This window comes from Hyphomonas sp., assembly GCF_022844445.1.
In the GTDB taxonomy this organism is placed as follows: domain Bacteria; phylum Pseudomonadota; class Alphaproteobacteria; order Caulobacterales; family Hyphomonadaceae; genus Hyphomonas.
The window spans coordinates 1-20930 of the sequence record NZ_JALHLS010000023.1 but is presented as its reverse complement, the minus strand read 5'-3'; the positions used below and the strand labels follow the sequence as shown (position 1 = coordinate 20930).

The window sequence follows — 20930 nt, the reverse complement described above, 5'->3', positions numbered from 1 at the left end:
GGGTACGCCGGGCTGCTGAGTGACGCGGTGTAAAGGACAGCGGCGAGGTGTCGTCAAGAGCGCCATTCCCGCTTAAAGAGACGCACGGTCCGCTGGAGAGTGAGCTACCCCTTCCACAGTTTCCCTTCATCGGACTTCGTCCGCTCCTCGACGGGGTAACCGAATTCCAACCTAGCCTCCGCCCCGCCTTTGCGGAAACTGTGCCGAGTTGAAGCGCTTCGAGCCCCTCCGATGCTGTACGCTTGCAAAAGCTTCCGCATCAATCAGAGAGTGGGATATCCGGCGCTGGCTTTCGCTCAAAGCACAACAGGCCTTCGAAGATTTTACGCTGCGCAGCTTTGAGGGGTTTCTGTACGGCGGCTTGAGCCGCTGAGCCGGAGGTCTGATGTGAGCGCTTCGCGTCAGTAAGTCATCCCGAACTTTTCGCCCCATTGTCCAAAGACATGGATGCGCCAGACGGAAAAGTCGAACGGGCGGGCACCGGACAGCATGTCTGCCGTGTGCTGACGAACGGCCGGAGCATTGAACAGAGCCGGATAGCGTTTCAGCGTCGCTTCGACGCCGGCCTCGATTTGCGGGCGCAGGGGGCCGCGGAACCAGGTCTCCTCCGGTGTGGCAAAGCCGAGCTTGTCGCGCCGGTGAAGCACGCTTTCCGGAAGGAGGCCAGCCATCGCCCTGCGTAGCACGCGCTTGGTGTCCGCGCCGGTGATCTTGTGCTGGTCGCCGAGTTCCAGGCAGAACTCAATCAGGCGATGATCCAGGAAAGGCACACGGGCCTCGATGCCGTGGGCCATCGAGTTGCGATCCTCGTATCGTAGTAGCATCGGCAGGTTGGTCGCGCGCGTCAGGATCACGCAATAGTCGCCGAGCGTGCGCGGCGTGGGCAGGCCTTCATAGGCCAGCGCGTTGCTGAGGGCGTCGCGGCCCGGCGGTGAAATCTGGTTCATCAACGCGGTGTCGAGGATCGGCAGCGGCGGCGGCGCGCCGTCCTTCGGGCGCAGCAGGGGACGCAGCGGCGCCGGCAGGCGCCCGGCAAACGGCCAGAGCTGCTTGCGATAGGAGACGCCGTGCCAGGCCTTGCGTTCCTTCATGGTCCGGATCAGTTCGGCGACTTCCAGGTGCCGGATCAGGCGGCGATAGTGATAGAAGAAACAGCCATGATACCCGCCGAGGATCTCGTCAGCACCCTGACCATCCAGCATCACCTTGATACCATTCTCGCGCGCCGTGCGGAACACATGGTACTGCGCATGGATGCTGGTGGAGCCATAAGGCTCGTCCTGCGCGCGCAGCACAGCGTCCGTGTCTTCGGCCAATGTGGCGGGACTGACGGTTGTGGTGATCGAACGCACGCCGGAGGCGGCCACGACATCCCGTATGAAGGCGGACTCATCGACCGGCGAGCCGGGGAACACCGCGCTGACGGCGTTCAGCGGCTCCGTACCCCTCGGCCAGGATTTCGCCTGCGCGCAGACGATGGACGAGCTGTCGAGACCGCCGGACAGGCAGGAGCCCACCTTTACATCCGAGCGCATGTGGAGGCGAATGGAGTCGAGGAAAAGCTCGCGGAAACGGTCGGCGGCGTCGCCTTCGCTGAACCTCTCATTGCTGGGCCGGGGCGGCAGCCAGTAGGTCTCTACCGGCAGCGGCTGGCCGGGGCGCCAGGACTTCAGGTCGAGGCGCACGAACCGGCCGGGGCCGAGGTTGGTCGCGTCGGCAAACATGGTGTCCGGCATATGATCGGTCACGCCGGAAGAGAGGAAATCATGCGCGCGCTGCAGGTTCATCCGCCGGCTGAAGGTTGGCAGCGGAAGAAGCTGCTTGATCTCGGAGGCGAAGGCGATGCCCTCGTTAGAGGCATGCATGACGACTGGTTTGATGCCGACCCGGTCGCGTGCGATCAGCAGGGTCTTTTCCGTATCATCCCAGATGGCGAAGGCGAACATGCCGACCATCCTGTCCAGCGCCGCCGGGCCCCATTGGATGACCGCCTCCAGCAGGACTTCGCCGTCCGATTCGGTGCGGAAGCGCACGCCGGCGGACTGCAGTTCGCGGCGCAGTTCGATGTAGTTGTAGATCTCTCCGTTGTAGACCATCCAGAAACGGCCGGTCTCGCGGGTCATCGGCTGGGCGGCGCGCGGGTCGAGGTCGATGATGCTCAGGCGGCGGTGGCCGAGGGCGACGGGGCCGGCCGGGCTGTCGAACACGCGCCAGCCATCACCGTCGGGCCCGCGATGGGAGACGGCGTCAATGTATTTGCGCGAGGGCTCGAAGCCGACCGAGAGGAACAAACCACACATCGCGTCACCTATAGTGCAATTGCCAGGCGGCGAGGTAGGCATCGATCACAGGTGCCGCCTCCGTGTCCCAGTTGTAGCGTTTCGCGCCTTCCAGTGCTGCGGCGCGCATACGGTCGACGTCCTCGCGCGTCAGGGCATTCAGCGAGGCGGTGATCGCGCTCGCCGAGCCGTCGCCGAGGCTGAAACCTGCGCCGGTGTCCTCCAGCAGGGCAATCATCTCCTCGAGGTCGGTAACCGCCAGCGCGAGGCCGGCCATCATGTATTCGAACAGCTTGTTGGGCAGGGCGAAGCGGTTGTGCGCCGAGTGGCCGGGCAGGGCCATCAGGCCGATGTCGAACGGGCGCGCGGCTGCGACGAGGCTGGTCATCGGCACCGGACCTTCAAAGCTGACGCGGCCGGTGACCCCGAGGCGGCCGGCGAGGGCGGCCAGCTGCTCCCTGTAGTCCGGCGGTGAGGCAGGCCCGCGTATGGTCAGCGTATAGCCGGGCGCCCAGCTCGCGGCGCTTTCGATCAGCGCTTCGAGGCCGCGGCCGGGCGAGACCAGGCCGTGATAGAGCAGGCGAACCGGGTCGCTGGCGGGGCGCTGGTCCGTGGCCTGGTAGCCGGGCGCGTTGCGCAGCGTGAGATGGGTGGCCGGGACGCGGTAGGTTGCGCCCAGATGCGCGGTGATCCCGGGCGAGACCGAGCTGATCACGCGGGCCTCGCGGATGTATTTTGCCTCAACATGGGCCACGACCGGGCGCACGAACTTGCGCCACTCGGGGCGTTCGGCGAACTCCTCCAGCGCGAGTTCGTGGCTGTCATAGACGACAATGCCGCCCTTGGTGGCGGCGGCTTCGGCGGCGATGGGCAGCATCGGCCAGTCATTCGCGATCCACAGGGCCGGCCCTTCCAGTTTCAAGACAGCCTCGCGAATGGCCGCAGCGTCCGGCTTCATTCGCCAGAAGCGGTGCATCAGGCGCTCTTCTGCGGGCAGGGCGGCTTCGCTGAAGCGGCGGCTCACGGCGCGCACAAGGCCCGAGAACGGCCGCGCCGCAACCACTGCCCGGTGTCGTATCTGCAACAGGACGGCGCCTCGGGCCGATCCGGCAGCGGAGAGAATGGCGCCCGCAATCCACAGCGGCAGCGACAGGAGCCAGGCTGTGCCGCGCTCGATCAGGCCGAGGGGGCCGGGGCGCGGTATAACGACCGGCGGCTTCGGCAGGGGCGATTCAATCACCTGCCATTCCGGATTACCCGAGCGCCCACCCTCGAGGCCAATGGCGGTGACGCGGATGCCCCGCGCGGCGAGGCCGTCGCCCATCCGGCGCACGCGCGGATCATCGGCAATCGCAGACGCGGCGAGCAGGTAGGCCTGGCGAAGGGGTTCGGTCATGAAGGCCTGCTGCCGGAAGCGGAGGCGTTGCTATGCCCTGATCTTCTGGTGAAATCGAGGCTCGATCTGAGCCTTGTGGAAGAGTTCAGCATTGAAACTTGGAATATGGTCTGCTGCGTGATCCGAGATTGTCGTACGCCGGATCACGTTGACATATTTGATTTGCTCGTGTTTTGGCCGTGCTCTCGGTTGGCCGCTGATTATCAGGCTTCCGCGCCGAACGGCAAAGGATAGGTGTCAGACGGAAGCATTTGGAACTGTGTCGGAGCCACCCGAGTTTTCCGTTAGCGGCGTAGCTAAAACTACCTTCGCTTCAGGCAAAGTCATAAAAGACCTGCTTGCTTCGGTGGAACACCGAATAGCCTATGATGAAGAAGGCGAGAGAAACACTTGCGCCAATAACCAGTGTGTCGACAGGTGGAACTCGATCCAGAATTATAATGTACTGAAAGCAGGTCACGAAGTAGTAAAGCGGATTGAACAACATTAAAGTCTTCATTCCGTCAGGTATCATGTCGGGCGTGTACGCGATCGGGGTTATGATCAGCAGCATCATAGTTATGAAGTAGATCAGCTGCGCCAGATCGCGCACCAGCAGGGCGACAAGCGAAAGCATCCAGCAGACGCCGACCGAGAACATGATCTGGAACACCATGACGACCGGGATCAGCAGGAAGAGCGGGCTGGGCTTGCTCCACATGAAGTCGCTGAACAAGAGGATCATCGTGCCGGTGACCATGCTGGCGCTACCGACCAGCACGCTACGCAGCGGGATCATCTCAGCAGGGAACACAGTGTTCAGCATCACGGCGCGGTTCGACGACAATGACAGTGTACCGGCCGAAAGCGACTGTGCGAAGGCGAGGAACGGGACGATCCCGCAGAAGACGTAGAGTACATACTCCGTGGTCGAAAGCGCTGGAATTCGTACCTTGAAGATCACAGCGTAGGTAAGAGCATAGACTGACAACATCAGCAGCGGGCCCATTATCACCCAGACAATCCCGAGCACGGAACCAGCATAAGCCGCTTTAATGTCGACCCAAGTGGTGCGGGCCAAAATCGAATGGTGCTTCAGAATTGCTTGAAATGGCGCACCAACCGCGATCAGCGAACGAAACATATGGTCGTAATTCCTTGCTCTGGCCCGGCGCAGCCCCCTTTGCCCGGCCAATGGAGACTGCCAGCCGAAAGTGGCAGTCCTACCCCTTCGGGCTCGCTAACACGGCAGTCAGCTTACGCGCAATACGTCCGGGCAGGGTGCGCAGGTTCAGGCGGGCTTTCAGGACAGCGTTACGCGCCAGCTGGGCCTGGTAGCGCTCCAGTTCGCCGGCATGGGTGGCGAACTCGGCGTAGTGTCGGGGCGGGGCATGGATGAGGGCTTTAAGTTCCTCGACGGTGAAACCGAGCTTCTTGGCGACGAAAGCGGTGTCTTCGGCCAGTTCATTGTCCGTGTAGAGCGGCTTTTCCAGTTCCTTCAGGGCCTCATCCCGGCTCAGGGAGCCGGCAACGATCAGGCTGGAGAGGTGCGCCTTGCGTTTGTCGTAGCCAAACTTTTCCGGGAGATAATGGGCCTGATACCAGCGGGTCCAGATCGACTCGTAGTGCTTGCCACCATAATAGCGCCAGCCATAGTTCTGCTCGAGATGGGCGATGGCGCTGGCCTTGTCATAGGGCATGAAGTTCAGCGGCGCGACGAACTGCAGCTTCTGCAACATGGTCTCGTAATAGTCGCGGAAGCCGAGGATCGGGAACCGCTTCAGCTTCACTTCGCCGAACTGGCGGTGGATGTCGCGGATATGGGCGGCGTCCATCGCGTCATAGCCCCAGCTCTGGGGCAGGACGCCTTCGGTGGCGAAATTGGTGCCGCTGATGACATAGGTAATGCCGTGTTCGAGCGCCTTGCCGACAAGGGCCGCGCTGAAGGCATGGTCCTGCGGGATGTCCTGGTTGGCGACGTGGGACTTAAGGAAGGCCCGCTGCAGGTCGCGCATCTCGTTCCAGTCGATTACCACCGTATCGAGGTGGAGGCCGACCCTGGACAGGATCTGTTCTATATTGTTGACCGCGAGTTCCGAGTTCCAGCCGGCATCGACATGGACGACGAGCGGGCGCAGCCTCCATTCCTTTAGTTTGGTGGCGAGGAAAGAGGAATCGACCCCGCCGGAAAGGCCGATGATGCAGTCATAGGGTTTCCCCTCTCCCTCCCGGCGGATGCGCTCGAGCAGAGCGTCCAGCTCGGCGGCGCCCTCGGCATTTGGCTTCCAGTAGGGTTTAAGGTTCTTCTCGAAACCGTGGCAGTTGCTGCACACGCCGTCCGCATCGAACGTGATGTCGGGATCAGTCGTGTCCATCACGCAGCGCGAGCACATGCGATAGTCGCGCACCGCGGCGTCAGGCATCCAGGCTGTGGTGGGATGGGTCATGCGGGGCGGCATACTTCATCGATGGTTTCAAGCAAGACAGCCTGTTCCTGTTCCCAGCACAAGGTCTCCGCTGCTTTGAGGGCATTGGCCTTGTAGGTGTTGATCTGCTCGTCTGTCAGGCTGTCGATGGCCTTGGCGATGGCTTCGGGGGTGAGGTCGCTTACTACGACGCCGGTGTCATACCTGCGGGCGAGCGCCGCCATCTCGGGCAGATCGCTGATCATCAGGGCAAGGCCCGCCATCTGGTACTCGAAGAACTTGTTGGGCAGAACGAAGCGGCGCTGGGGCGAGCCGTCACGGTAGACGAAGTAGCCGATATCCGCCTCGTTTGCCCGCGCCAGCATCTCCACAAACGGGACAGCTGGCTCGAAGGTCACCTTGTGAGAGACCCCGAGTTCGGCGGCAAGGGCGGCAAGCTGGCTGGCCGTGTCTCCCTCGGATGGGCCGCGGATGGTCAGCTTCGTATCGGAAGTCCAGAGCGCGGCCGCGCGCACGGCAATGTCGAGGTCCCGCGCCGGGTCGATCAGCCCGTGATAGAGCAGCTTTCGGGTGCCAGAGACCGGCCGGAAGGGGTGGCGCGCGTGCTGCGGTGTGCTCCGCATGACTTTCGCGGGCCGTTTGAGGGGCTGCTCGGCGGTGATCTGGTCAGCAATGCCCTGCGAGACGGTAAAGACCTGGTCGGCGCGGGCGAAGTAGGCGTCCTGCGTCACCTTTATGAAGGGCCGCTGCTCGCGCACCCATTGCGGGGAATCCAGCAGCACGCCCAGCATGTATTCCTGCGAGTCGATCAGGAACGGAGCGCTGTACCGTTTCGACAGGTCCCAGGCGGGCGGGCAGGTATAGTGGTTGTGGGCGATCACCAGGTCCGGCTTCAGGTCCGGGTTTTCTGCGGCGATGCGAAGGATTTCCCGGTGGTCGCGGTGCCAGTTCGGCAGGCCGGAATAGACAAGATGCGAGGCCAGGCCCTTCAGCGCGTCCGAAGGCGGGTCAAGCCGGGCGAGATGTGTGCCGATCCGGCGCTGCCACTCCATCCGGCGTGCGGTCCAGCGGCCGATGGCGGATTGGTTGGCGAGCGACACGAAATTCCATTCGGGCGGCATCGGGCTGCGGCCCTCATAGCCGCAGACGACGACCCGCCAGCCCGCCTGCAGCAGCGTCTCGATTTTGCGCAAGAGCCGCGGTTCGTCCGTGGCGGCTGCGAAGGCAATGAGCCAGGCCGTTCGCGCGCCGACCGCCGAGCTGCGGCGCAGATGGGCACGAAAGGGGGCAGGGCCGGCGGCGCGGTCTTCGGTCAATCTGGGATCCCGTTTCGGTTCGCCGGAGGGCTAGGCGAAACAGGGCGAGGATTCAAGTTTGGCAGTGCCGTTGTCGAGTAGGCAAACTTCGGAGGTTGGCAGGCCATGAAACCCTTGGGCTGAAGTTCTGGATTGGCCGCAGTTTGGTTTGGAGCTACTGGTGATTGAGGCGTCGTTGCGGCCGGACCGGGATCCAGCTGCCGCTGATGAAAACATTGAAATGCTGGCGCAGGATGGCCAAGAGCTTGCCGCTGGAGGTATCAGGCCCTACCCGGCTGATTGGCTTTGGGTCGGAACAGCAAGAGGAACGACTAAATTGATCGTGATCCTGAACTACGAGATGGGCAACCTCGGCTCGATCCGGAATATGTTCAAGCGCCTTGGGCACGAAGCGCAGATATCGAACGATCCTGCCGCTATTGCCAAGGCCGACCGGCTGATCCTGCCGGGCGTGGGCGCTTTTGATCAAGGGATGGCCAACATTGACCGGCTCGGGTTTCGCGAAGTGCTCGAGGAGCGCGTTCTCGGTGCCAAGGTCCCGATCCTGGGCATCTGCCTCGGGATGCAGCTGATGACCAAATCCAGCGAGGAAGGCTCGGCCATCGGAATGGGCTGGATCGATGCGGAGACTGTCCACTTCCGCAAGGGAGAGAAACCTGTCGATGCAAATGCGCGGCTACCGCATATCGGCTGGAATTTCGTGGATCCCGAGCGGCGCCACCCCCTCGTGGCTGACCTTCCGGACGATCCCCGCTTCTATTTCGTCCATACTTACCGGGTCGAATGCGCCGATCCGTCGGACGTCCTGATCAGTTCGCACTATGCCGGTTCCGATTTCACGGCAGGGTTTGCGCGCGGAAACATCGCCGGGATGCAATGCCATCCTGAAAAGAGCCACAAATTCGGGATGCAGGTGCTCCGCAACTTTGCGGCCTGGGTGCCGTCCGAATCAAAGGCCGAACTGAAATATGCTTGATGCCGATGCCAAGCCCGCGGGCTCTGCCCGTACCGCACGGATTCATCGTCCGCGCGTGATCCCTGTGCTCCTGCTGAAGGGCGATCTCCTGTACAAGTCGGTCCAGTTCAAGGACCACAAGTATGTCGGCGACCCCCGGATCGCGGTGAAGATCTTCAATGACAAGGGCTGCGACGAACTGGTCCTTCTGGACATCACCGCGACCAACGAAGGCCGCCGGCCAAACTTCCAGTTGATCGAAGAGATTGCCAGCGAGGCCTTCATGCCGGTCGCCTATGGCGGCGGGGTGCATACCCAGGAGGATTTCGCGCAGATCATCCGTCTGGGTGTCGAAAAAGTGGTTCTTTGCACCCGTGCAGCCGAAGATACGAGTTTCATTGCTGAAGCATCGCGCGTCCACGGCGCCCAGTCCGTGGTGGTCTGCATGGACGTCAAGAAGAACTGGATTGGCAAGCCGCAGCTGATGACCCATGCCGGTACGAAGTCCGTGTCAGGCAGTATCACCGATTTCGCAAAAAAGGTTGCTGCTGCTGGCGCCGGCGAGATCATCGTCAATTCAATTGACCGCGATGGCACGTTCAAGGGTTACGATATCCCCTTGATCAAACAGGTCGCGTCTGCTGTTGACGTCCCGGTAATCGCCTGTGGCGGGGCAGGCAACCTAGACCATGTTGTCGAGGCGATCCGCCAGGGCGGCGCCTCGGCCGCTGCTGCAGGCAGCATCTTTGTTTTCCAGGGGCCGCACCGTGCGGTCCTCATCACATTCCCTGAGGAAGCAAAACTCAGGACGGCCTTCGGCCACTAATCTGACGGGCGGGACGGCAATGTCACAAGAAGAAGACAGATGGGTTCGCCGGAGCGGCAAGCGTATCTTCGCGCCGACGACCGGTTACCGTGTTTGCACGCGCTGCATCATGGATACTTCGGATCCGGAAATCGTTTTCGACGAGAACGGTGTCTGCAATCACTGTCACGACTATGAGCGCCGGCTGGCTGCCGAAGTCTATCCCGGCATCAAGGGCAAGCAGCAGCTCGCAAAAGCGGTTGCGCAGATCAAGCGGGATGGCGCGGGCAAGAAGTATGATTGCATCCTCGGCCTCTCCGGCGGCGTGGATTCGACTTATGTCGCCTACGTGACGAAACAGCTCGGCCTGCGTCCGCTGGCTGTGCACCTCGACAATGGCTGGAACTCCGAAATCTCGGTGCGCAACATCGAGAACATTGTGACCATCCTCGGGATTGATCTGCACACCGAGGTTCTCGACTGGGAAGAGTTCCGTCGCCTGCAAGTGGCCTTCCTGCGCGCATCGACGCCGGATTCAGAGATCCCGACCGACCATGCGATCATCGCGACGCTTTACAAGCTCGCTGCCGACCATGACATCCGCTGGATCATGGACGGGTCGAACATCGTGACGGAGATCATGGTCCCGGCGACATGGAGTCATGGACATTCAGATTTCGGGTATATCAAGCACCTGAACGATACGTTCGGCGGTGCCGAATTGAAAACCTATCCGCACTATGACTATTACGACTACATGGTGCGTTTTCCGCACATACAACGCATCCAGCGTTTTCCGCTCCTGAACTACATCGACTTCAACAAGATGGAAGCGATGGAAATCATGAAACGGGAACTGAAGTGGACGCCGTATGGCGGCAAGCACTACGAGTCGATCTATACGCGCTTCTATCAGGGCTACATCCTTCCGAAGAAGTTCGGATTCGACAAACGCCGCTCGCACCTCTCCTGCCTCGTGGCGAACGGGCGCATCACGCGCGACGAGGCGCTGGCAGAGATCCAGAAGCCCGCGCTCTCGGAAGAGATGGAGCGGGAAGACCGCGTGTTTGTCGCCAAGAAGCTTGGGTTGAGTGATGCCGAGTTCGACGAGATCATGAACGCCGAGCGCAAGACGTTCTGGGATTATCCGTCGTCGGAACGAAACCTTCCGGGAACAGAGACGTATAAGAAATATATCACCGCATCCCAGTATCATTCCGGAGAATGGACGCGCATGACCGTTGCGCGCCTGAACTCAAGGCTCATCAGCATGCGGTCCCTGCATGTGCGCGCCCTGCAGCGCATGCGCCGGATTCACATCAATCCGATGGAGGCGGTGACCTCGTTCGGCCGTTTTGCGAAGCGGACGACTGCAAATACCGGCTCTTCCTTGCTGCGCAACGCGATGAAGCTCACCATTCCACTCATCCGGCCCGTGGGTAACTTCGCTAGAAGCACAATGTCCCCGGAGCAGTTTGCCAGGTTCAAACGGTTTGCCCAGAAAATGTATGCTGGAGGGCGGGTGGAGCCTGCACCATCCTCGCCTGAGATGAAGGAACCAGTGTGATGGGCAAGACAGTCTGCATCATTTCGCTGACGCCGGTTACTGATGAGCCGCGCGTCCTGCGCCAGTCCAAAGCCCTGGCGGATGCCGGCTGGACGGTCGTAGTCGCCGGCTTCCGGGGGCGCCAGGCGCCGCCGCCGCATTGGCGCTACATTGAAGTCGAGCACGTCTACGAAGCGCGCCGGCTGGTGGAGAACCTCAAGCTTGACTGGAAGCGGCGCTTTTCGCCCTATTCGGGCCAGTTCGCCGAAGACTATTACTGGAGTCAGGCCGGCTATGACGGCATTTTCGAGCACATCGCGACAATCGAGAATGTCCGGTGCGATCTCGCCATCGCGCACGATTACTTCACGGCGCCGATCGCCGCGAAACTCGCGGCGCTTTCCGGCGGCGTCTATTCGGTCGACTGTCACGAGTTTTCCTTCGAGCAATACATGCACGATCCCAAGTGGATCAAACGCGAGCGGCCTTGGGTTCACGCGATGGAGAAGCGCTTCCTGCCCGGCGCATCCGTCGTCACGACGGTTTGCGATGGCATTGCGGATGCGCTTCAGACAACCTACCAGCTGCCGAAGCGCCCGACGGTTGTGCGGTCAACGGCATTCTACCACGATCTCCCGTATCGCCCGGTCGGTGAGAAGATCGAGGTTCTCTATCACGGCATCGTTTCGCCGATGCGCGGTCTCGAGCAGACCATCGAGAGCGTAAAGCTGTGGAACCCGGAGTATCACTTCGTGATCCGCGGCCCTGGCCCGGACGATTATATCGCATCACTCAACGCCCTTGCCGACCAGCATGGTGTAGCTGGCCGTGTGCGGATCGATCCGCCGGTCGCGTTCAACGAAATGGTGCCGCGCGCCAATGAAGCCGACATAGGCTTTTTCGTGCAGCCTGATATTTCCCGCCAGAAGCGCTTCACACTGCCGAACAAGTTTTTCGAATATGTCCAGGCGCGCCTCGCGCTCTGTGTAGCCGATCTCCCGGAAATGGCGCGCCTCGTTAAGGAGCATGATCTTGGCATCCTCGTGCCGAAAATCACACCGGAGTCGATTGCTCAGCAGATCAACAGCCTGACCCGAGAGAAGATCAACGCCTTTAAGCACGCCTCGATGAAAGCCGCGCAGGCGCTGAGCTGGCAAAGCGAAGCCGCCGTGATGCTGCGGGCGTATGGGATTGAGCCGGCCGCTGCGCGGGAGGCGGAAAACGCAGGCGCCTGACACCGCGGCTGTTCGGCTTGCGTCAGATCACTAGCCAGTTGTCCGGCAGGATACTTCCGGCTGTGATGTCGTCGAGCACGATGAAGTCAAACCATTCATTGCCGCCGCCTGTGCTGTCGACCTGGACGATCGTGTCAGCGCCAGACTGGACCGTACGCAACCAGCCGTCCGCAAACGGATCAGCGCCAGTGTAGCCGAGAGAGTCCAGAATGAACCGGAAGTCCAGCCAGTCGCCGTTCGCCCCGACTTCCAAATCGGTAATGTGCTCGACGCCATTCGGCCCGGTGCCAGCATCGCCGACAGAAAGATATACGAATCGGTCGCGTCCCGCGCCGCCGGTCAGGGTCTGGTTTGATCCGGCTCCGGCTCGCAGCACATCGTCGCCCGCGCCGCCATCCAGCGTCTGCCCGCCGACGAGCAAGTCGTTGCCGTCTTCACCAAACAGGAAGTGGCCCCCGTCCAGTGCCAGAAGGTAGTCATTGCCTTCGCCGCCCAGAAGTGCGTCCTGATCCTCGCGTCCGACGAGATAGTCATCGCCCGTCCCACCGATCAACAGGTCGTTGCCCACCGCGCCTTGCAGCTCGTCATCGCCGGCGCCGCCATCAAGGCGCGTGACACCGTTGATCGGGCTATTGCCGGTGGAGAAAAGGCGGTCATTTCCATCTTCGCCGTAAAGCTCGCTGCGCCAGCCAGCGAACATGATATCGTTGCCCGCGCCACCCCACATACGGTCCGGCTGTCCGTCGAGTGCAGATTCGCCATGCATCTCGTCGTCGCCGTCGCCGCCGAACATCAGATCGCGACCGGTGTCGCCCCACATGCGGTCGTTGCCGTCTTCGCCATGGAGTTCGTCATTGCCGGCCTGGCCGAAGATCAGGTCGTTGCCATTGCCGCCGAACAGGCGATCATTGTCCTGCTCGCCCTGCATCTCGTCATTGCCTTCACCCCCGAACATCAGGTCGGCGCCGAAACCGCCCCACATCCGGTCGTTGTCCTCCTCGCCGTTCAGCATGTCATTGCCAGCCTGGCCGAACATCAGGTCGATACCGAGTCCGCCATACAGCCGGTCATTGTCTTCCTCACCCTGCATCTCGTCGTCGCCGGCACCGCCAAACAACTCGTCGTCACCGCCGCCGCCCCAGATGCGGTCGTCATCCTCTTCGCCAAGAAGAAGATCCACGGCCCCCCCGCCGAAAATCAGATCGTTGCCGAAGCCGCCATACGCCCTCTCGCTGCCGAAGCCAGGCCCAGTGAACATCCGGTCGATGCCTGCGCCGCCAAACAACCAGTCATCGCCATTCTCGCCATACAGCCAGTCATCGCCGTCTTCGCCGTAAAGCGTGTCATCGCCGTCCGAGCCGTAAACGACATCATCGCCGCCGCGCGCTTCGATCTGGTCGTCCACGGCCGTACCGATATGCGTGTCGCCAGTATTCCGGCCAATGATTACCGCCATGAAAAATCCATCCTTGCGAATACAGCCGACACTGGTGGGGCCTGCCATCTATGGGTGAGCGTATCATCGCTCTGGCTGCGCCTACAACCTCGCGGCCGGTATCTTACCGAAGGGTAATCCGCGAGGGAATCTGATCGCAGCCCCTCTGAGGCAGAAATAGCATATGGTTGAAGGCAAGGACTCGGTACGCCGCCCGGTGGTGTGTAAAGACATCAGTATGACGGGTTTCAAAATCACGACCATTGCCGGTGCGCGGCCGCACTTTGTGAAGGCGGCGGCTATGAGCCGCGCTTTCGCCGCAGATGGCCGTTTTACCGAACGGCTGGTCCATACCGGCCAGCACTACGATTTTGAAAAGGACATGCACACGCCGGTAGGCGTAACGCACCCGCGTCTGGCAGATCTCGTTGATCTTAGCTTCGAGAATGGCTTGCGCGGGGCGGCGAGATTTGCAGCGATAGATGGTTGGATCGAATTGCTGCGCGGCGACAATCAGGATGAGAGCGGCGCGTCAATCAGGATGAGACGAGGCGACCGGTAATTGATGATTGTCATTGGCGATTTTTTTGGCAAGCGATTTGATTGACGCTCGTTGATTGTCGCCGCGCAATCAAGTCTGCTTAGCGTGTGCCCATCATGCGCGGGGTGAAGGACAGGAGCCTCAATCCGTTCCTTGGGGCCGGCGATGCCCCGATCGGCCAGGCGGGACACGTCTGGCCCGCACCCGCACGGCGCCTCATGGAAGACGACGCAAGATGCCTTCAAATGGACCGTAATCGCCGGTCCCGACGCGCGGGCGGGCCCGGCTCAGTCGGTGCAACGCTGAGCCGGACAATCCGTGCGCGGCGCTCGCAACGGTTTTGCCGTCGACGACGATCGACAGGCGCTCCTTGTCGACACGAAACCGGACCAATGTCCCATCTGGAACCGGCCCTGTCATGACATGTCCCGGCACAGGCGCACAGAACACCTCACCGTAATGGCGCACATCGCCTTCATCGACCAGACCTTGCCACCGGTCGAGGTCCTCGCCGGTTCTATTTCCCGTTGATGCGCAGACGAGGCCGGACAGCACCACGATTGTCGGGATGCGCTGCGCCCATGCGCGGTCTGCGTACGGATCCTGAAGGCTCGTGACCGCAGCGGCAAGGTGCGAGGCATAAGGCGCAAACTCGCCGCCGGTCTTCTCCGGGCGCTCGATAAGGCGAAGCACCGTAGCGGGCGCCTCGCCCTCGTGTATGAAGAGTTCGGCCCAGGGATACATGCCGATGAAGACGCGCCCCCCCGAAACCACCACGGCCTGGCTCTCGCGGTAGGGGCCATTCCACTGAGGATCGAGAAGGTCATCGGGCCGCGCCGCGCCGAACGCCGTCTTGCGCGTGGCGTCGGAACCCGGGGTCAACGCGTAGAGCGCTCCCTCGGGAAAGTTGCCGATCAGGATCTCATCGCGCCAGCGCGTGAGGGAGTAGACTTCAGTCACGTAGCCCGGTTTGCAGTCTTTAATGGTGATCTCGCGCGTCGTCATCAGATCGAGGTCGGTGATGAGGAGGGGCGCGCAGCTATCGTGCGAGGCTTCTGAACCGCCGTAGAGCAAAGGGCCGCCAACCGAACGCGCAGCATAGATCCAATTTTTTCTCTCTGTGGGAACAGTTTTCAGGCGCAATGGCGCGCAGGTATTCGAAGTGGGCGGCGGAAGCGGCCCCGACAGTAAATTGTAGCCAACGTTCATCGCGATGGTCCGCCCGTCGGTCCACATGGCGGACCATTGTCCCCAGTCGTCCTCGCGATAGGTTCCGTGATAGCCGCTTTCCGAGTAGACGGAGATGCCTTCGCAGCGCCCGCCATAGATCGTGAAGACGATGTGCTTGCCGCCGGCGCTCACGATCGATATCGGCAAGGCGTCGTCCGGGACCGGCAGCTCGCTAGGCGTAAGCGGACGCCAGCGGCCATTGTCATAGACGGACCGGCTGATGAATTCGAAAAGCCTGCCGTTGAGACTGGCGATCGAACTTGTGAATTGCAAAGGAGACGGCTTGCCGATGCTAGTAAAGGAAAGGGGCGCGCCTCGACTTTCGCGGCACCAGAATTCAAGTTCGCCCTGATTGCTGTAGGTCCGGCTCTGGATGGCGTTCACGTAGCCAGCCGCGCATCTGGCGCCGTCGACCTCGATCTCGAAAACCGTGCCCACCGTCCCTTTAAGTTCGAAACTGAGGTCGACTGCCGGGTCGGGACTGACGCACCCAGCCAGCATGGCGAGAAGCAAGACACCCCACACACGCATTTTTTTACTCCGTTGGTTTTTGGGCCTATAGAGCTTTCGAAACACGGACAAGACTTATTGGACATGAAAGACATGAATGGGCGATTTGGCGCGCTGTGCGTCGCACTTGTACTTGCGGCGACGGCCGCCTGCGCGCCATCGGCCCCATCAGCGCCAGGGCCGTCGGTAAAAGACCTGTGCGCTCCTCGCGCCCTCGATCCCACACAAGCTGTCCTGCATGCCAACCTGCAAGCGCGCTTGGAGTCCACGACTACAGAAGCCATGACCCAGCAGGGCAAACCGGGCGGGTTCGCTGGCTTCATCATGCCAGCTCTGCTCGACATCTACGAAGCCACTGGGGATACGGCCTATCTTGATCGCTTCGTGACGCTTGGCGATCGCGTCCTTGCCGCGCGCGACGATAAGGCGGGGCTCCGCGATTATCGGGGGCGATCAGCAGCCCAGTGGTCGACGACGGTGTTCAATGCGCAGGGAAGCCGGCCCATCTCATTCCTGATCGATGACGCAAGACTTGTAGCGCCGCTCGCGCGTTTTGCAGCGCTGACTGCGCAAAGGCCCTGCCTGCAGGGGCTACGTCAGGGCGAGCGCGCGTTCGACGCGATCGCACGAACGTATGTGCTTGCCGCGCACGAAACGCTCGCCTTCCACGCCACGGAGAATTGGCGCGCCGAGACTGCTCAGGGCGTGCATATCGGTTACTTCGTCACGTCTCACGATGCAGATTTCATCGCCCCGGATATGCCCGGCAAGCCGGTGCCGCTCAACTACCAGGCGATGGCGGGGCTGGCGTATCTTTATATGTACAAGGCTACGGGCGAAGATGCCTATGCCGAACGCGCCACGCGGCTTTCAAACTTTATTCAGCTGGAGTTCGTTGACGCCGCCGCGCCCAACACCCTGACCTGGCCCTACTGGCCGAAGATGCGGTACGCGCCTGGCAGGGGTTGGGCCGTCGCCGACACCAGCCGGTTTTCTTATCATCAGCCGGACGACCTAAACCACGCTTCGGTGACGATCGATTTCCTTACGGCCATGGCCGCTGACGGAGTGGGCGGCGTGAGGCTGCAAGATCTGCAGAAGATTACAAACGCGTTCCACAAACTCGTCCATAACAAAAGTCCAGTACCCATCTACATGGACGGCAGCGGGCCACCAGCGGGCCGATATGCCTCGCTTTACGGCCGAATGGCCAGTCTGGCGGCCTTCCAACCCGAGATCTGGGAGCCGGTGTGCAGCGTCGTCTTGAGGGAGAGGGGATTTGGCGAGGCCATGTACCCCCCTGAAGAGGATCAGCGGGCGCGGGCGATCGCCAGCGTCGCGCGACTGTTGCTGACAGCGCCTATGCGCCAGGGCGCGAAAGCATCGCTTGCGGACTGCGTCGCAGATTAGGGGCATCGGCGTCTGTCGCGAGCTTGAAAACGGCGACACCTCGAAAACGCGCTGGCGGCGCGAGGCCGGGCAGATTGAGACGGGGCGAAGCTGAGCGGGGATGGAATCCTCGCGATCACGCCTAACCTGCTGCACGGATACGCCGCCAAGTGCGTCAGAAACCACCGGGCTACCAAACTAGATATAATCTTTGATCACCGCAGGAGTTATGTGTTCTGAGCCTCCAAAGTGCCAGCCGCCGTTATGGTGAAGGATGGGCGCATCTGAATCGTTAGACCCGAGCACTTTTAGTTGGTAGCATCGAGGCAACATATCAAAGCGCTGATGGAGTGTGTCCGCCGAAGACTCTGTAGTCTTGTTGTCAAATACACTGAAGGAAAGAAGATAGTCCCTGGTGCCTAGCAGCACAGGGTCCAGCCGGACTGAGACTCTCCGTTTTTCGCCTTCGTTCAGTTCAAATTTATCAATTGGGCTTCGGACGCGGGCCAGTCGCATGCCGTCGAGCCCAAAAAAATGTATCCAGTAAGAGCAGGCAAAATGGTCTGATCGCTGAGCAACAAGCTCCATTTCAATTGCTATAGACCCTCCGGTGCGGACGACGTTCTTTTGTGCGCTGTCAACGAGAACTCTGAAATCACAAAATCTAAGCCCATTGACGCCAGCAACGCGAAAAACCGTCCGCCCATCAGACAGTTTCAAAGCCGTTTCCTGATCACCCTTGATGTTTTCCTTGGTTCTCAATTGATCTGCAATCCAGTCCACCGAAGCATAGTCGGGGGCAGTCCGATCGCTCGCCTCAGGCTCGGGTGAGTCAGGGTTGATCCCGTTCGCTGAACTATCCTGGGAGACATTTGAAAACTGAGACTGGGTCATCTCCCATGGCGCAGATTGGGAGACCGGCATTTCATCGCCTTTGGAGTGAAACTTGGCTGTGGCCCCTGCGATATGGGACTCATAGCCTGCCAAGACTTCGAACGCTGGCCCGTCCATTCTGACCCTGCCAGCTTCAAGCCAGATTGCACGTTCGCAGTACTGCTGGATCATCTGCCAGGAATGCGAGACGAGTATCAATGTACATCCGCTTTTCGCCAAACGCTCCATGCGGAGTGCGCTTTTAGCGGAAAAGTACGCATCACCAGCTCCCAGGACCTCGTCCACGATGAGAATGTCTGGATGAATTGCAGTAGCTGCAGCGAACTGCACTCTGGACTGCATGCCCAGTGAGTACGTTTTGAGGGGCTGGTTCAGGAACGCTCCAAGCTCGCAGAAGTCGACAACGTCAGCGATCGCCTCGTCAAGCTGGGGGCCAAGCAGGCCGTTATAGTTTAGGGCCGCTTTGATGTTTTCGTAGCCGGTGAACTCTGGATGAAAACCAAGACCAAGCTGCATCAAAGCTTGAACAGTTCCCTGCACTTCCACCGTGCCTGTTGTCGGTGGATAGTTGCCAGTTATTAAGCGCAGAGTTGTGGTTTTCCCGGCCCCGTTTCTCCCAATCAGACCGACTCGCTCGCCCTTGCCAATTGTGAACGAGATGTTCCTCAGAGCCGTAAAACGAGGCACCTCTCGCTTTGGTTTCAGTATCTTCTGTATACCCAAAGTGTAGAAAAGCATCTCTCCTGGAGAGTTGTACAGATCGTAAATCTTGGTGACGTCTTCCAGACGAACTGCGGGCAGACTCGGGTCACTTTGGTCGGTCTTCAAGCGCTACAAACCTTCTTCAAGATGCTAGACATCGTAACCCCAGCGAAGGAGAACTTTCTCGAAGCGAGTGTTGATGTCTCTGAGGATTCGTTCGGGTAGTTCTTCGCGAAAGTTAGATTTTCCGCCTTTGCGGAAATGCGACGTTTCTATGAATACGTCGCCCATTTGTTTGCCTTTGGCTTTCAGGTTACTGAAGCTGTTTTTCTCGATCGCTGCATCCAACGCGCTTTCGTCAAAGGCCAAACTCCAGCGTTTGAACAGCCGCAGCATTTCGCCCTTGGTGTCATTGACCAACCGTTCATAGCGCAAAATCGGGACGCCATGCTTTGCGAAGTTCTCTGTGTACGATTCCAGATCCAAGGAGGGGGCAACTCTCGAAAGGAACCAATCGTAATAGAACGTTTCAAAGTCTGAATAATCGGCATACGGAATATCATTCTGATAGCTGGCGGATTGCATATAGTGGTAGAAAGAAACGACGATGCTTCTCAAGTCGCGGACGAGGCAAACCGGGTGAACAATATCATTTCTTCTCAGCACTCTCGGGCCACACGAGATATGGCTGCTCAGCACGCCGACAGTTTTTACTTCCGTATGGCTAAAAAGGTAGGGCAAAGAAAAAGTATCGGCCAACAAGCCGTGCACCCACGTGTTCCCAGATTTTTGGATTCCGAAAACAGCAATCTTTCCGTACTTGACTGAAGCGAGATCGCGCCGCTCTACGAACAGATTCTCGCTTTCAGGGTGCGTAAAGCTTAATCCAACGGCCCCGGGCGGCACCAAGGGGTAGCCATCTTCATCGGTATCCAAATCGCCAACATAGCCATTTATTCTTGATGCAGAGCTTTGGCCGCCAAGGGCTTCGCCAATAGCCTTCTCCAAGCGCAAGGCTTGCGAGGCTGAAAGTTCTCGGCTTCCCATTTGGCACTCAACGAGGTTGTTCTGCACAGACTGCAGCAACACTTCAGTGTCCTGACGGTACTCGAACATGCGATCGCCAAGCCAAACAGCTCGCTCGCCTATATCGACGTGAAGCTTTTCAGTGAGCTTGGATACTTCTCCTACAATTTTCGCAGAAGCCATTTTGTTCACTCCGAGAGCCGGTTGAGTTTGGTTTGGCCGACAGCTTCACTTGATAGAGCTTTTAGGCCTTGTAGTTCAATTGTGCCGACGTTGCCGTCTGGGTTTTGAAGGGCCCTGCGCTTCCGTCGAGCGAGACGATGCCTGCTATGCCGCACATGGCGCGTCAGGCGGGCCGCAGCCGGCCGTCCTCGAGGACATAGCGGTCGCCCTCGCGCGGGCAGGTCAGGTCTGCGCCCAGCACTTCGCCGGCCTTCGACACCCAGCCGATCCGCTTGGCCGGCACGCCCGCCATCAGTGCATAGGCGGGTACGTCCTTGGTCACGACAGCGCCCGCCGCGATGAAGCAATACTCGCCGAGTTCGGTCGCCCCGTCCGGGGCGCCGCAGACGATGGTGGCATTGGCGCCGATGGTGGCGCCGCGGCGCACCAGTGTCTTGCCGAACTCATTCTTTCGGCTCACAAACGCGCGCGGCGTCAGCACATTGGTGAACACGCAGGACGGGCCGCAGAACACGTCATCCTCCAAAGTCACGCCTTCATACAGCGCCACGTTGTTCTGGATCTTGCAGCCGTTGCCGACGGTCACTTTCGGGCCGACCATGACGTTCTGCCCCAGCGAGCAGTCCGCGCCGACCCTGGTCTGGCCAAGCAGGTGGACAAAGTGCCAGATCTTGGTGCGGGGGCCGATCTCCACGCCGTCATCGATGACAGCCGTCTCGTGGGCCCACCAGGTCGGATTGCTCATATAGGTTTTCCTGCTTCTTTCAGCGCCCTCCGGGGCTGATGCCGCTTCTGGGATTACAGACCCTCAGGACAGCGCGCAAGGCGGGCGCTGCGCGCCGCGTCAGGGTTCATTTCTTGACGGGATCTCTTTGCATCTGCCGAATGAATCGGCCAGCAGCGGTGTTGCGGCTTTGCGGCTCATCCCAGTTCCCAATCCTGACTGTCGAAGCTTCGCTCTGCAAAGTCGAACGTGTGCGGGCCAAGGTCCGTAAACGGGCTGTCGGCCAGGGGCTGGTCGTGGGGGCTGGTCCAGCGGTCGCCATCGCCGGGCAGTTCCATGACGGGGGTGTCGACCCTGGC

The 20930-nt window shown here is 60.4% G+C and carries 15 protein-coding genes and 1 pseudogene; 6 read left to right on the top strand and 10 right to left on the bottom strand.

Translation table 11 applies throughout. The features are described from left to right. Nucleotides 1-401: 401 nt before the first annotated feature. From asnB to Q0C17_RS17305, 5 genes are all read right to left on the bottom strand, one after another. On the bottom strand, nt 402-2300 hold the full coding sequence (gene asnB, locus Q0C17_RS17325; RefSeq protein WP_291209075.1) for an asparagine synthase (glutamine-hydrolyzing): 1899 nt from the start codon (nt 2298-2300) through the stop codon (nt 402-404). A gap of 4 nt (nt 2301-2304) precedes the next feature. Then, nucleotides 2305-3675 carry a glycosyltransferase gene (locus tag Q0C17_RS17320; RefSeq protein WP_291209073.1) on the bottom strand — a complete coding sequence of 457 codons (1371 nt, stop codon included), beginning with the start codon at nt 3673-3675 and terminating at the stop codon, nt 2305-2307. 313 nt (nt 3676-3988) lie between these two features. Continuing rightward, on the bottom strand, nt 3989-4798 hold the full coding sequence (locus Q0C17_RS17315) for an ABC transporter permease (RefSeq protein WP_291209072.1): 810 nt from the start codon (nt 4796-4798) through the stop codon (nt 3989-3991). A gap of 79 nt (nt 4799-4877) precedes the next feature. Further along, nucleotides 4878-6101, bottom strand: coding sequence for an N-acetyl sugar amidotransferase (locus Q0C17_RS17310; protein ID WP_291209070.1), 1224 nt, complete (start codon nt 6099-6101; stop codon nt 4878-4880). Next, entirely contained in the window at nt 6098-7396 is a 1299-nt protein-coding gene (locus tag Q0C17_RS17305) for a glycosyltransferase (RefSeq protein ID WP_291209068.1), read from the bottom strand. The genes Q0C17_RS17310 and Q0C17_RS17305 overlap by 4 nt, the downstream gene beginning before the upstream one ends. Before the next feature lie 322 nt (nt 7397-7718). On the opposite strand from Q0C17_RS17305, the gene hisH reads away from it, so the two are divergent. Genes hisH through Q0C17_RS17285 form a run of 4 tightly spaced genes read left to right on the top strand, consistent with a single transcriptional unit; the run spans nt 7719 to nt 11937 of the window. Further along, the gene (hisH, locus tag Q0C17_RS17300) at nt 7719-8372 is read left to right on the top strand and encodes an imidazole glycerol phosphate synthase subunit HisH (RefSeq protein ID WP_291209104.1); all 654 of its coding nucleotides are present in this window, start codon (nt 7719-7721) and stop codon (nt 8370-8372) included. After that, complete coding sequence (locus tag Q0C17_RS17295; protein WP_291209067.1) at nt 8365-9177, top strand: AglZ/HisF2 family acetamidino modification protein; 813 nt, start codon at nt 8365-8367, stop codon at nt 9175-9177. Before hisH ends, Q0C17_RS17295 begins: the two co-directional genes overlap by 8 nt. Before the next feature lie 19 nt (nt 9178-9196). Next, complete coding sequence (locus Q0C17_RS17290; protein WP_291209066.1) at nt 9197-10723, top strand: N-acetyl sugar amidotransferase; 1527 nt, start codon at nt 9197-9199, stop codon at nt 10721-10723. After that, nucleotides 10723-11937: a glycosyltransferase gene (locus tag Q0C17_RS17285; RefSeq protein ID WP_291209065.1), complete on the top strand. Its 1215-nt coding sequence runs from the start codon at nt 10723-10725 to the stop codon at nt 11935-11937. Before Q0C17_RS17290 ends, Q0C17_RS17285 begins: the two co-directional genes overlap by 1 nt. A gap of 22 nt (nt 11938-11959) precedes the next feature. On the opposite strand, the gene Q0C17_RS17280 is transcribed toward Q0C17_RS17285, so the two are convergent. Next, nucleotides 11960-13393 carry a calcium-binding protein gene (locus tag Q0C17_RS17280; RefSeq protein ID WP_291209064.1) on the bottom strand — a complete coding sequence of 478 codons (1434 nt, stop codon included), beginning with the start codon at nt 13391-13393 and terminating at the stop codon, nt 11960-11962. A 217-nt stretch (nt 13394-13610) separates the two neighbouring features. Between Q0C17_RS17280 and Q0C17_RS18235 the strand changes: the two are divergent. Then, nucleotides 13611-13742: pseudogene (locus Q0C17_RS18235) on the top strand (UDP-N-acetylglucosamine 2-epimerase (non-hydrolyzing)); the annotation flags it as partial. Between the two features lie 387 nt (nt 13743-14129). On the opposite strand, the gene Q0C17_RS17270 reads toward Q0C17_RS18235, so the two are convergent. After that, the gene (locus Q0C17_RS17270) at nt 14130-15674 is read right to left on the bottom strand and encodes a hypothetical protein (protein ID WP_291209061.1); all 1545 of its coding nucleotides are present in this window, start codon (nt 15672-15674) and stop codon (nt 14130-14132) included. Nucleotides 15675-15737: 63 nt separating this feature from the next. Between Q0C17_RS17270 and Q0C17_RS17265 the strand changes: the two genes are divergently transcribed. Next, nucleotides 15738-17063: a hypothetical protein gene (locus Q0C17_RS17265; protein ID WP_291209059.1), complete on the top strand. Its 1326-nt coding sequence runs from the start codon at nt 15738-15740 to the stop codon at nt 17061-17063. A 177-nt stretch (nt 17064-17240) separates the two neighbouring features. On the opposite strand, the gene Q0C17_RS17260 is transcribed toward Q0C17_RS17265, so the two are convergent. From Q0C17_RS17260 to Q0C17_RS17250, 3 genes are all read right to left on the bottom strand, one after another. Then, on the bottom strand, nt 17241-18764 hold the full coding sequence (locus Q0C17_RS17260; RefSeq protein ID WP_291209058.1) for an ABC transporter ATP-binding protein: 1524 nt from the start codon (nt 18762-18764) through the stop codon (nt 17241-17243). A gap of 24 nt (nt 18765-18788) precedes the next feature. Continuing rightward, the gene (locus tag Q0C17_RS17255; RefSeq protein WP_291209057.1) at nt 18789-19847 is read right to left on the bottom strand and encodes a sulfotransferase domain-containing protein; all 1059 of its coding nucleotides are present in this window, start codon (nt 19845-19847) and stop codon (nt 18789-18791) included. Nucleotides 19848-20010: 163 nt separating this feature from the next. Then, nucleotides 20011-20592 (bottom strand): acyltransferase, encoded by a 582-nt coding sequence (locus Q0C17_RS17250; protein ID WP_291209056.1) that lies wholly within the window; start codon nt 20590-20592, stop codon nt 20011-20013. Nucleotides 20593-20930 lie beyond the last annotated feature (338 nt).